This is a genomic window from Chryseobacterium sp. B21-037 (genome assembly GCF_028570785.1).
GTDB classification, from domain to species: Bacteria; Bacteroidota; Bacteroidia; order Flavobacteriales; family Weeksellaceae; genus Chryseobacterium; species Chryseobacterium proteolyticum.
This window is the reverse complement of sequence record NZ_JALGCB010000001.1, coordinates 955,149-967,888: the sequence shown is the minus strand read 5'-3', so window position 1 is coordinate 967,888 and position 12,740 is coordinate 955,149. Positions and strand designations below refer to the sequence as shown.

Sequence of the window (12,740 nt, the reverse complement as noted above, 5' to 3'; positions counted from 1 at the left end):
GCTTTTTTACTTATTATTCAGACTTTTCAACGCCCTGTTTAGGCTTCTTATGGTCACTCCTAAATAAGCAGCCATATCTTCTTTTGAAATTTCAATCTCCTGTTTGGACTGTAGCTTCAGAAGCTTTGCCAGATTATGTTCAGTGGTGTACAGCTGCTGGTAAGACGCCCTTGTCGATGTATTTACAATACGTTCAGCAAATACATCCAGCAAAAGGTTATTCAACGTAAGGTCATTTTTAATCACCGATCTCAAATAAGGGATGGAAATAGCGTATACAGAAACATTGGTCATAGCTTCGATGGAGCAAAGGCAATTAATATTTTTAATAAACTCTATTTCACCTATAATTTCACCTTTTCCCAGAAACTCCATAATATATTCCTTTTCATTTTCCTCTACAAAATAGCATTTTGTAATTCCTTCACGAATAAGCATTACTTTCGACGCCGCTTCGTTCTGGGTAAATATTTTCTGCCCCTTTGAAAATGATTTTATAACAATATCTTCTTTACGCTCCTGATTTACGTATAGCTGCTCTAAATACTTTAAAAATGCTTCGTTCGTTCGTAACATATAGGGTCCGGGACAAATGTCCTTTTCTGATGTATTTTTTATTCTGATTTTTGCCTTCAGAAATGTACAAAAGTAAAATGAAAAATCATATAACAACAATAGCATTTGATGCAGACGATACGCTCTGGATAAACGAGCCGTATTTTCAGGAAACGGAAAAGGAATTTTGTGCTTTACTGGAAGACTACCTTCCACACCACTCCGTTTCTCAGGAATTATTTAAAACCGAAATGCAGAATCTTCACCTTTACGGTTATGGGGTCAAAGGTTTTATGCTCTCTATGGTGGAAACCATCTGCAGAGTCTCAAGCGGAACAGCTTCACTCCAACTGGTCAATAAAGCAATTGAATTGGGGCATAATTTACTTCAGCAGCCTATAGAACTTCTTGAAGGTGTAACAGAGACTTTAGAACAACTAAAAGGAAAATACAGGTTGGTTATGGCTACAAAAGGAGACTTGCTTGATCAGGAACGTAAGCTTAAAAAATCCGGGCTCGAAAAATATTTTCATCACATAGAAATTATGAGTGATAAGAAAAATAGTGATTATCAAAAGCTATTGAAGCATCTGGATTGCAAACCTGAACATTTTCTTATGTTGGGAAATTCCATAAAATCAGATATTTTACCTGTTCTTGAGATAGAAGGCTATGCAGCTCATATCCCTTTCCATATCACCTGGGCTCACGAGCAACATGAACATCAGCTGAAACATGAAAGATTTATTGAACTTGATGATATCAGTGGGGTTTTGAAATATTTGTAATGATCAATTGATTTTATCCTTCCTGAATAAGTGGACAACGAATATAATTATATGATAATTCCCCCATATGCTAAATAGGTAAGTTTTGAACCTTTAATAAATTCTTCAAAGCTTGTCTTTTCATCAGCATTCATATTTTGAAGTTCAAAATAGTATTCCGAAGGATTAGCTCTTCCTTGCAGCATATATTCAAATGAATTTTTATGCCCAACCCTATTTTTGGGAATTATCCAAAACTTAAATCTTTTTGTCTGCGGATTCGGATTCAACAATACAAGTTCATTATTACTAAATATTTGAACTGCATTCTCATTGTCTAATTCTAATGGACTAAATAATTTATGTCCAAAAATTAAGGTAATTCTATTTCCTAAATCTCCTGAAAAGCCATCATCTTTTATAACATCAATTATTATTCTATCCTTTTCAACCTTTACATCAGAGTTTAAATAATTTTGTTTTATGTATTCCTTTTCAAAATGCCTTTTTGCTGAAAAATATTTTCCAGTTTCAAGACTATCAGTTTGTGCAAAAATTTTTCCAATAAAAATGAATAAAAGTAATGCTAACAATATTTTTTTCATAAGTGCTACTTCTTACTTTTTAACTTAATATGTAAATTTCAGCTAAAAATAACAAAAAACTCGTCCCTTTGGACGAGTTTTTCAATTTATTTCTTGAGACATTTCTCCAGGAACTGATCTTGTTCCCATAGCAAATGAAGAATATTTTCTTTTGCGACATATCCGTGGGCTTCTTTAGGTAAAAGAACCATCTTTACGGGAGCACCCAGATTTTTCAGTGCCTGGAAATATCTTTCCGTCTGTAAAGTGAATGTTCCCGGATTATTATCCGCATCACCATGGATCAGCAATAATGGTGTTTTCATTTTATCAGCATTCATAAATGGTGACATTGTGTTATAAATTTCAGGTACATCCCAGTAGTTTCTTTGCTCACTCTGGAAGCCAAACGGCGTTAATGTCCTGTTATAAGCTCCGCTTCTGGCAATTCCACACGCAAACAATTTAGAATGGGTTAAAAGGTTAGCGGTCATAAAAGCCCCATAGGAATGCCCTCCTACGGCTACTTTTTTCTTATCGATATAGCCTAACTGATCTACAGCATTAATTGCTGCTTCTGCATTTGCTACCAATTGCGGAATAAAAGTATCATTAGGTTCTGTTTTTCCTTCCCCTATGATCGGGAATGCAGCATCGTCCAGAACAGCATATCCTTTTGTGGTCCAGTATACAAAAGAACCGTAATAAGGGAAGGTAAAGTCGTTAGGATTCTGAGTATTCTGCCCTGCCGTATTTTTATCTTTATATTCTGTAGGATAAGCCCAGATCAGCAAGGGAAGTTTTTCTTTTTTTGCTTTTCTGTCATAGTTTGCCGGAAGATAAAGAGTTCCCGTTAGCGTTACACCATCATTTCTTTTGTAAGTAATCACTTCCTTATACACATCTTTGATGCTTTCGAAAGGATTGGCAAAAGTAGTTACAGCTTCTGCTTTATTAGATTTGATGTTTTTCCTGAAATAATTAGGATACTGGCTCGCAGACTGCTGGATAGTCAGTACCTCACCTTTTGCGGGATTAAGGATATCTATAATATCTTCCTTAGCATTTTTTAAGTTTGAAGTGTAAAGTCTTTTCTTTTTTAATGTTTTCACATCCATTTCATCGATAAAAGGATGCTGTCCGTCCTTTGTAAATCCTGCTCCGATGAGATAAGCTTTTCCCCCTTTCATATCAATTACAGTTCTTCCGAATTCATTTTTTGTGGTATTGAAATTTCCGGGATCGCTGTAAACATCCTGATAGTTTCTGTCATCAATTACTTTTGACTCCCCGTTGTTCAGGTCTACTAAAAATGACTTAGTATTTCTTGTATCATACCAATCTTCAGAAACGATAGCATAATGATCATTGGTCCAGCTCGTTCCTTCATATCTCTGCTTCGTTTTAAAGAACGATTTTGCCGCATTGTTAAACGGTGCTTCCCAGGTGAAGATTTCATCTCTGTATTCAGCAGTTCTAGCCTGATCACCTCCATCCAGCGCTTCTGCGTAAACAAGTGTTGCCGGGGCATCGCTTCTCCAGCCCATATCTCTTTTACCTGTTCTTACTGAGGCAAAACCTTTAGGCATAATCTCATTTAAAGGGACTTCATTTACGACTTTCACCATGCTTCCTTTAGCATCATATACAGTTGTTGTCATGGGAAATCTGTTCAAAGGAACGATATACGAGAAAGGCTTTTTGATTGTTGTAACCATCAGGTAATTCCCATCCGGTGAAAAGCTCAGACCTGCATACATGTCCTGATCTTTCACTTTTTTTACGTTGCCGGAAAGATCTACGTTATAAATATCTGAAGCGGTAAGAATTTCAAAGTTTTTTTCATCCTGAGGATTTTTAAGAAGATCCTGATACGTTCTGTTTTGGGATACTTTTCCATCCGCAGTAGATACAATAGGTCCTGTTGGCAGATCCTTGCTTGAATCTATCAATGCAGGTCTGTTTTGCGGAAGCACTTTTATCAGTAAATTCTGAGAATCTTTATACCACGTATAAGGACTACCCAGGTTGGCGTTGAGATTATCATTGGTAACTTTCTTAGCCGTTGCCGTTTCAAGGTCCACGATCCAAAGCTCTACTCCTTTTGCTGTTGTATTAGTAAAGGCAAACTTTTTTTCATCGGGAGAAAAAGAAGTATTGGTTATTTTAGGATTGGAAGGCAATCCTTTTACCTGAACCTCACTTTTATCATTGATTTTTCTAACCTTAAGGTTATTGGAGTAAGTTGCTGAACTAGAAATATTCGTCACAGGATTGATTCTGAGACCACCTAATTTCATTTCCTGCTGACTAAGATCTTCTAGGGTTTTATAGGTAGGACGGTAAGTGAAAACTACCCAATCCTTTTTACTGTTCATTAAAACACTTGGAGGTCTTTCGTAGTCTGCAAGTTTAAGAATTTCAGCAGACGGCTTTTGATAAGTAACATTTTCCTGCGCTTCATAAAAATTAAGGAACGCAAGAAGGCAAACGGTTAGTTTTATCTTCATTATATACATTTTTTACGAATTTAGTAAATTTTGTTATTATAAAGGGTAAACAACAATCATTTAGCCTGTCCTGCAACTTGTAAAATCCGATAATTACCTAATAATTTTTACAACGTAATCGAGATTATACGGTGAAGATACATCGTGAATTTTATCTTTTATAAAACAAAAAGAGGGCATACAAGTATGCCCTCTTTATTTATATCGGTATGCATCTACCAATCGGATGCCCTTTTTCGTTTTTCTATCATGTAATCCACCGAGATCTTTCCGGCTCCATAAGCGATTAAAAGAAGATAAACAGAGAGGTAAATAAAAGCCAGCTCTCTTTTCTCAAATGGATCGGATCCATGAACTACAAATCCCGCAATAATCATTGTAAAGATAAGGAAACCCAGAGCTACTCTGGTAAATAATCCTAAAATAAGGAGTATTGAGCATACAAACTCTGCTATAATGGTAAGAATTAAAGAGATCTGCGGACCAAGTCCTAAGAAATCATAAAAATCTATCTTGCCGCCTTCCAATAACATCTGGAGTTTGGGATATCCGTGTGAAAGCATGGCAAATCCAATAAAAACTCTCACAATTAACAGTATAATATCTCTAAATATGGGATTAGAATTTGAGTTACTATAATTCATGTATGAAAAATTTAGTTTAAAGATAGTAAAATCTTTCTATACAACGATGATTATTGATGTTTTAGTTTATCTGTACCCAAAATTCTTTAGATCCCTGTCGTTTTTTCTCCAGTCTTTTTTCACTTTTACGAACAGGTTCAGATGAATTTTTTTATCGAAAAATTTCTCTAGATCCACTCTCGCTTCCGTACCCACTTTTTTTATTGCTTCCCCTTTGTGGCCAATGATAATCCCTTTTTGGGTATCTCTTTCCACATAGATAATAGAGTCTATAAAAATGATTCCTTCCTTTTCTTTAAATTGTTCGGTAACCACTTCTACGGAATAAGGAATCTCCTTTTCATAATTCAAAAGGATTTTTTCACGGATTGCCTCATTAACAAAAAAACGTTCCGGCTTATCTGTATACTGGTCCTTATCATAATAAGGCGGGTTTTCCGGAAGCATCGATTTTAGCTTTGGAAGGATAACGTCCGTGTTAAAGGCATTTAATGCAGAAATCGGTAAAATTTCGGCCTTAGGAATCCTGTTATGCCATTCTTCTACCAGCTTTTCAAGACCTTCCTGGTTGGTCTGGTCTACCTTATTTAATAAAAGTAAAACCGGAACCGGAATTTTATTCAGTTTTTCAATGAGAAATTCCGAAGGTTCCGCTTTATCTGTAACATCTACAATGAATAAAAATACATCGGCATCCTGTAAAGAGTCCTTTACAAAATCCATCATCTTCTCCTGAAGACCATATTTAGGATCCAACACCCCGGGAGTATCGGAAAATACTATCTGTAAATCCTCTTCATTATAAATTCCAAAAATACGGTGACGTGTTGTCTGTGCCTTCTGCGTTACAATCGCAAGCTTCTCTCCCATCAACTGGTTAAGGAGCGTTGATTTTCCTGCATTAGGTTTTCCAACTATATTTACAAATCCTGATTTGTGCATAAAAAATTATATTACGGACTGCAAAGTTAGTAAAAGAAAACTGGTCTTTAGGATAAATTTTAAAGATTTAAGTCTTTAATGCTGGTCTCTGAACTTTTGAAATTCTTCATATTCATACTCCGGACATGCCCCTTCTTTTGACGTAATGAATGCTCCTAATGCAACAGCTTCTTTCATAATGATTTCCGGAGCTTCCTGCTGTATTCTTTTGGATATAAATCCCGCCAGAAAAGAATCTCCGCTTCCTACAGTGTCTGCAATGGTGATCGGAACAGCCGTGCAGGTATAGCTTTCTGTCCCTTTAAAATACCTGGCACCTTTGCTTCCTTTGGTAAGAACTATTTCCTTAATCTTAAAATGATCCTGAATTAAAGCAGCACTCTGATCTTCATCAATATATTCTTCATTAAGAAAATCGATGATCTGTCTCATTTCTGCTTTGTTCATCTTTACAATATCAGCTTGATGAAGCAAATCTTTAATAAGCTGTACCTCTATGAAAGGAGGTCTGAAATTGACATCAAATATTTTAAGTTCTGCATGTTCCAAAAGCTTAAAAAGAGTTTCTCTTGTTTTTTTATTCCGTGCGGATAAACTTCCGAAAATAAATGCCTGGGCATGAGATACCAACTCAGTAAGCTCCGGAAGGTTTTCTATATAATCCCAGGCTACTTCATTAATAATTTCATAGCTGGCTTCATTATCCTCATCAATAGTAGCTACAACGGTACTCGTTGGTTTATCAGCATCGACCTGAATATAGTCCGTTGTCATTCCCCAGTTTTTGATCTGACTGACCAGCTGGTTACCAAGATCATCGTTCCCTATTCTGCTGAGTACCTTCGCATCAATTCCCGTTTTAGAAACATGATAAGCTACATTAAAAGGTGCTCCTCCAGCTCTGGATCCTTGTGGAAATATATCCCAAAGAACTTCTCCGAAACATACTACATACTGATTATTTTTTTTCATTAGGTTAAACGTTTAATATATAGGTTAAATTTTTTATTTGACTGATTTTTTTATAATTAATTCTGCTTCACAAACTACTGTTTCTCCCTTTTCAGAGAAATTTTTTGTTTGTTCATCGAGGAGTTTTACAGCTTGTCTGGCCATTTCTTCCAACGGCTGTCTTATATAGGTAATTTCTGTAGGAAATAAATTGTAGGCATCGGTTTCATCAAAAGCAATGACAGAAACATCTTCAGGAACCCTGATATTATTTTTGACAAGATAATGCAATCCTGCATTTCCTATTTTATTGTTTAAAAAATATAATCCTGTTTTTCCTGCACCTATTTTAAGATGTTCATCTAATCCTGCATGAACTTTTGAGGTAACATTTCCCATTTCTACCAGCACTTTCTTTGATGCAATACCGTGTTCCTTGATTTTTCTCTCAAACCCTCGCTGTCTGTCAAGCAAATGCGGAAGATGGGTATTGTATCCCACATAGATCAATTCATCAAATTTATGCTCCATCAGATAGTTGAAAACCTGCCCGGAAATTTCAAAATTATTCAGCGTTACTGCGGGAAGCTCAACATTTTCGAGATAATAATCAATAGACACAATAGGATATTCGTCCTTTAGCAGTTTCTTAATGATATCATCAGAGCCTGCTACAGGACTTACAAGCATTCCGTCCACCTGTTGCTGAGAAAAAAGCTCCGTAAGCTTTTTAAACTTATCAGGATTTTCATCAGAACTTCCGATAAGTATGGTATACCCCAGCTTCATGGCTTCATTTTCTATACAACGCGCAATATTGGAATAAAAATCATTTGAAATATCCGGAACAATAAGACCTATTAACTTGCTTTTGCTCATTTTTAAGCTTCTGGCAATCTTATTGGGTGTATAATTGATTTCTTCTGCAATATCCAGAATTTTATTCCTGGTTACTTCACTGATTCTGCTTCCCTCCTTTTTGTTGATCACATAAGAAACAGTTGCAACGGAAACTCCGGCAATTCTTGCAATGTCTTTGATGGAAGCTCTCTTCATTTTGTTTATTTGGCGTACAAAAATATTTTATATTTACTAAAAATGAAATAAAAACAGAATTTATTTTATATCAAATTACAGATGCCCATAATTTCTTGAAAAATCACAAATTTATCTTATATATAACTATAGATCAGAAATATACAAATCTTATTTTCATTATTTCTCAGCTGTTTAATCCTAATTGACCAGAATAGTATTTTGCGATTTACTCATTTTAAAGATCGCAAATGTAAAAATTAACCATAACATCTTCATTAAATCAGTAAAAACAAATAATTTTGACTGATTAGAATTTGCCTTCATGACTATAGACGAAATCATCGATAATTTACTGATTCTTCCTGAATCTTCACGGGAAAAGCTTAAAGCTCATATTACTGAAGCAGCTTATCCCAAAGGATTTTGCCTTATGGAAGCAGATAAAATCATTCCTTATGTTTATTTTATTAAAAAGGGAATTGTTCGTGCCTATGCCTCCACCCAGGATAATGATATTACTTTCTGGTTTGGCAGTGAAGGAGAAACGATCGTCTCCATGAAAAGTTATGTAGAGAATAAACCGGGTTATGAAAGTATCGAGCTGCTGGAAGAATGTGAGTTGTACCGATTAGAAACAGAATATCTCCGAAAACTTTTCAATGAAGACATCTATATTGCCAATTGGGGCCGTAAGTTTGCGGAAAGAGAGCTTGTAAAAACAGAAGAGTTAATTATATCCAGACAGTTCAAAACTTCTACCGAACGCTACAAAGACCTGATGCGTGACAAACCCAATCTTTTGAGAAGGGTTCAGTTGGGACACATTGCTTCTTATCTCGGAATTACTCAGGTAAGTCTGAGCAGAATCCGTGCTGAAATCAAGTAACACTGTATAAATTCAGCATTTTAAAGTACGACATATCATAAAAATTTTGACCTACTAAAACTATCTTAGATCACAAAAAACTTTGGAGCATCATTTTTTAACATTTGTAAAATTATTTTCCCCTTTAAATACAGAACTTTGCATCAGAAAAAAATAAAAAAATGAACTGGATTATTTTAATTATTGCAGGGTTGTTTGAAGTAGCTTTTGCTTCCTGTCTTGGAAAGGCAAAAGAAACGTCAGGATCAGAAATGTATTATTGGTTTGCCGGTTTTTTGGTTACCATGACCATTAGTATGCTTCTTTTAATCAAGGCAACGCAAACTTTACCTATCGGAACTGCATATGCTGTATGGACGGGGATTGGTGCAGTAGGCACTGCTTTAATGGGAATGCTCTTTTTTAAGGATCCGGTAACGTTCTGGAGGATATTCTTCTTGTCAACGCTGATTGGTTCCATCATCGGATTGAAAGCAGCATCTCACTAATTAAAGCTGTATCTTTAACCAAATAAAAATGTCTACATTATGGTGTAGACATTTTTATTTATTTTTTGAAAACAACAGGTAAGATCTCATTGTATCTTAATCCGTATTTTTTAATTTCTTCTTCGGTAAACTTTTGTGAATAGAAATTGATATCAACATCAAATCCGGCCTTTTTCAACCTGTCGAAATAATCCATTCCATACCAACGTACATGATCATACTGCCCGAAATGTTTCTGCCGCTCTTTAGGATCCTTTATGGTAAAGTCCTCATAGGTTTTTTCCAGTGAATTCTTCATGGGTACCTGGAAAATCCCCCATCCTCCCGGTCTCATTACCCTGTATAATTCACTGATTGCTTTTGCATCATCTTCAATATGCTCTAATACATGGTTGCAGAAAACAATATCGAAACTGTCATCAGCGAAAGGAAGGTTCAGGATATCTGCTTTCACATCTACAATAGGAGAATATAAATCAGCAGAAATATAATCCAGGTTGCGCATCCTTTTGAACTTTCTCAAAAATTCCTGCTCAGGAGCGATGTGCAAAACTTTATAGTTCTTAATAAAAAAATCGGTTTCATTCTGAAGGTATAACCACATCTGACGATGCCTTTCCAGACTTAATGTTCCCGGAGATAAAGCATTTTCCCTTTGTTTTCCATAGCCATACGGAAGAAACTTACGGTATGATTTTCCATCAATAGGATCGAAAAATTCATCTCCCTTAAAAAACTGGTAGATAAGCGGCCTTGCCCAGATGCTCATCGTAATAAGCGCAGGACGCGGAATAGTATTCAGTAAAAGCTTGGTTACTTTTTTCATTAGAAATCCATTTGAAAAGGCTTCTCCTCATCACTTTGAATACCTAATGCTTCATATACGTATTTGAAAGTAGATAGCAATACAGGTTTCCCGTTGATCACAGCCACATCATGCTCAAAATGTGCTGATGGCTGATTGTCAAGGGTAGTTACCGTCCATCCGTCATTATGGAATTTTACTTTTTCAGTTCCCAGATTAACCATAGGTTCAATAGCAATGGCAAGACCATCCTTGATCACTTTTCCACTTCCCTGTCTGCCATAATTCGGAACCTGAGGATCTTCATGCATCTTTCTTCCTAATCCGTGCCCTACAAGCTCTCTTACCACTCCATAGCCTTCTTTTTCACAATGAGCCTGAATTGCATGAGAAATATCTCCAATCCTTTTTCCACGGATGCATTGTTCAATTCCTTTATAAAGGGATTCTTTGGTAACCTGTAACAGTTTCTTAACCTCAGGCTTCATTTCCCCTATCTCGAAGGTATACGCGTGATCTCCCACAAAGCCATTTAAAACAGCCCCACAATCTACAGAAAGAACATCTCCTTCTTTAATAATGTCATTATTGGGAAAGCCGTGAACCACCTGTTCATTCGGAGAAATGCACAGCGAATTGGGGAATCCCCCGTATCCTAAGAATGCCGGTTCTCCTCCATGATCTTTAATGAAATCATGGGCTAATTTATCTAAATACAAAGTCGTAATTCCCGGTTTGATTTCTTTCGCTAACATTCCTAATGTTTTGGAAACCAATTGAGCACTTTGTTTCATAAGACGAAGCTCGTCTATTGTTTTTAATTGAATCATTTTTATACGATGTTAGATAGTAGATTTTAGAAGTTAGATTAATGATTTAATCTTAATAAAAGACATGCAAAAATCTAATTTCTAATGTCTCCTTCTCATATCTATTAATTTACCAGAAAAGGCCTTTTTTCTTTTCTTTCTTAAGTTTGGAGTATGCTAAAACTTCTTTACCTTCCACACGGAATTCTATCCTTTCGTGGATAATATTATAGATTTCTCCCCATCCCGGAAAACCACCTAAATTTCTGTCATCAATAAACCAGTCTGCATCTATTTTTCGGGATTGTGTTTCAGGGTCGAAAACTTCCCCTTCAAAACTACCGTTTACAGAATAAAATTCTATTCCGTTTTTCTTGCAGAATTCTACTGCCTCATCTAATGTTTTTCCGTGTCTGTATGTCCAAAGAATTAACCTGTAACCCTCGGATTGAAGTTTTCTTAAAGTTTCAAATGCAAAGATCTTCGCTTTTCCGATCCCCGGATAAGCATCGTCAACGATGGTTCCGTCGAAGTCTACAGCAATTTTTTTATTATTTAACATTTTCTGCGTTTTTAGCTGTGCAAAGATAAGAAATAAAAAGAGTGCCAAAAACACTTAGCACTCTTACTTTTATTTTTTAAGTATTCCATACCTAACTTTTCACCCAACTGAACTGGAATTGTAAGTCAGGAGTAGAAACTCTATCTGTAATTTTCTGTAATCTCGCCGGAAGCTTCATAAGGTATTCCTGTGCTTTTTCAGCCTTTTCAGTAAGACCTTTGATGTGTTCTATTTTCCACTCGTCAAGCAGATCTCTCATGATATTGATATAATCCTGACCGGTATACACCATACATCTTTGTGCGGCATCTGAGAAATGTCCCCATAACTCACCTGCTTTCTGTCCTGACTGTCTCATTAAGTGAGCCGGCATAACAATTTTCTTACGCATCATATCTTCAAATGCCAGAATCATTTCCGACGGATCCAGCTCAAGGATCTTTGCAACGAAATGTTTATATGCTTTAGCGTGTCTTGCTTCATCTGCAGCAATCACTCCACACATTTTTGCCAATTTCCCGTTTCCGGATTGTTTAGCTAAAGTACCTACCCTTCTATGCGAAATATTAGTTGCTGTTTCCTGGAAGCTTGTATATACAAAGTTTCTGTAAGGATCCATACTTGTTCCAAGATCAAAACCGTCACTGATCAGGTACTGAGTCGTAATCTCTACTTCTCTCATGTTAACCCTGCCGCATAAATAAAGATATTTATTCAGCAAATCACCATGCCTGTTTTCTTCACCTGTCCATGATCTTACCCAATTGGCCCAGCCTACTTTTTCTTCCTGATCAATACCTTCTACACCCATTAACCAAGATTCATAGGATGGTAGAGCCTCTTCTGTAATACAGTCACCGATAAGGGTTACAAAAAGGTCATAAGGCATTTCACGAGCGAAGGTCTGAATTTCTTCTAAATCATATTTGAAATTTTCACTTGACGGATCCGGAAGGTAATCTGAGGGTTGCCATATTTTTTCAATTGGCGTCAAAAACTTTTCCAGAAAAGAACTTACTTCCTTTTCTAGAATACTCATCACTTCCTTCCTTACCAGCGTTTGATACATTTCAGTTATTTAGATTTATTATAATTAATATACAAAGATAGGATTTATTTATTATTTAGAGCATAATAACTTATGTCTCTCATAATATGTATGACATATATCATAAAAAATGCCATTATTAATGTAACGG

The 12,740-nt window shown here is 35.9% G+C and carries 14 protein-coding genes; 3 read left to right on the top strand and 11 right to left on the bottom strand.

Annotated elements, in window-relative coordinates:
• Positions 1-6: 6 nt before the first annotated feature.
• Positions 7-576, bottom strand: coding sequence for a Crp/Fnr family transcriptional regulator (locus tag MTQ00_RS04065; protein ID WP_273647835.1), 570 nt, complete (start codon positions 574-576; stop codon positions 7-9).
• A 77-nt stretch (positions 577-653) separates the two neighbouring features.
• Between MTQ00_RS04065 and MTQ00_RS04060 the strand changes: the two genes are divergently transcribed.
• Positions 654-1,343 carry an HAD family hydrolase gene (locus MTQ00_RS04060; protein ID WP_273647834.1) on the top strand — a complete coding sequence of 230 codons (690 nt, stop codon included), beginning with the start codon at positions 654-656 and terminating at the stop codon, positions 1,341-1,343.
• Positions 1,344-1,390: 47 nt separating this feature from the next.
• On the opposite strand, the gene MTQ00_RS04055 is transcribed toward MTQ00_RS04060, so the two are convergent.
• The 6 genes from MTQ00_RS04055 to MTQ00_RS04030 form a co-directional block, all read right to left on the bottom strand.
• Positions 1,391-1,927 carry a hypothetical protein gene (locus MTQ00_RS04055; RefSeq protein ID WP_172283245.1) on the bottom strand — a complete coding sequence of 179 codons (537 nt, stop codon included), beginning with the start codon at positions 1,925-1,927 and terminating at the stop codon, positions 1,391-1,393.
• Between the two features lie 86 nt (positions 1,928-2,013).
• Complete coding sequence (locus MTQ00_RS04050) at positions 2,014-4,416, bottom strand: alpha/beta hydrolase family protein (protein ID WP_172283247.1); 2,403 nt, start codon at positions 4,414-4,416, stop codon at positions 2,014-2,016.
• A 215-nt stretch (positions 4,417-4,631) separates the two neighbouring features.
• Positions 4,632-5,060, bottom strand: coding sequence for a DoxX family protein (locus MTQ00_RS04045; protein ID WP_273647833.1), 429 nt, complete (start codon positions 5,058-5,060; stop codon positions 4,632-4,634).
• 66 nt (positions 5,061-5,126) lie between these two features.
• Positions 5,127-6,002, bottom strand: a complete 876-nt coding sequence (gene era, locus MTQ00_RS04040; protein ID WP_172283251.1) for a GTPase Era — start codon at positions 6,000-6,002, stop codon at positions 5,127-5,129.
• A 75-nt stretch (positions 6,003-6,077) separates the two neighbouring features.
• Positions 6,078-6,974, bottom strand: coding sequence for a carbohydrate kinase family protein (locus tag MTQ00_RS04035; protein WP_273647832.1), 897 nt, complete (start codon positions 6,972-6,974; stop codon positions 6,078-6,080).
• A gap of 33 nt (positions 6,975-7,007) precedes the next feature.
• On the bottom strand, positions 7,008-8,009 hold the full coding sequence (locus tag MTQ00_RS04030; RefSeq protein WP_273647831.1) for a LacI family DNA-binding transcriptional regulator: 1,002 nt from the start codon (positions 8,007-8,009) through the stop codon (positions 7,008-7,010).
• A 304-nt stretch (positions 8,010-8,313) separates the two neighbouring features.
• Between MTQ00_RS04030 and MTQ00_RS04025 the strand changes: the two genes are divergently transcribed.
• Complete coding sequence (locus MTQ00_RS04025; RefSeq protein WP_273647830.1) at positions 8,314-8,877, top strand: Crp/Fnr family transcriptional regulator; 564 nt, start codon at positions 8,314-8,316, stop codon at positions 8,875-8,877.
• 161 nt (positions 8,878-9,038) lie between these two features.
• Positions 9,039-9,365, top strand: coding sequence for a DMT family transporter (locus MTQ00_RS04020; protein ID WP_273647829.1), 327 nt, complete (start codon positions 9,039-9,041; stop codon positions 9,363-9,365).
• A gap of 58 nt (positions 9,366-9,423) precedes the next feature.
• Here MTQ00_RS04020 and MTQ00_RS04015 read toward each other — a convergent pair whose 3' ends face one another.
• The 4 genes from MTQ00_RS04015 to MTQ00_RS04000 all read right to left on the bottom strand — a co-directional run bounded on the left by MTQ00_RS04015 (position 9,424) and on the right by MTQ00_RS04000 (position 12,610).
• Positions 9,424-10,191 carry a class I SAM-dependent methyltransferase gene (locus tag MTQ00_RS04015; RefSeq protein WP_273647828.1) on the bottom strand — a complete coding sequence of 256 codons (768 nt, stop codon included), beginning with the start codon at positions 10,189-10,191 and terminating at the stop codon, positions 9,424-9,426.
• Complete coding sequence (map, locus tag MTQ00_RS04010) at positions 10,191-11,000, bottom strand: type I methionyl aminopeptidase (protein ID WP_273647827.1); 810 nt, start codon at positions 10,998-11,000, stop codon at positions 10,191-10,193. The genes MTQ00_RS04015 and map overlap by 1 nt, the downstream gene beginning before the upstream one ends.
• A 109-nt stretch (positions 11,001-11,109) precedes the next feature.
• Entirely contained in the window at positions 11,110-11,541 is a 432-nt protein-coding gene (locus tag MTQ00_RS04005) for a BT0820 family HAD-type phosphatase (RefSeq protein ID WP_172283266.1), read from the bottom strand.
• Positions 11,542-11,632: 91 nt separating this feature from the next.
• Entirely contained in the window at positions 11,633-12,610 is a 978-nt protein-coding gene (locus MTQ00_RS04000; RefSeq protein ID WP_273647826.1) for an acyl-ACP desaturase, read from the bottom strand.
• Positions 12,611-12,740 lie beyond the last annotated feature (130 nt).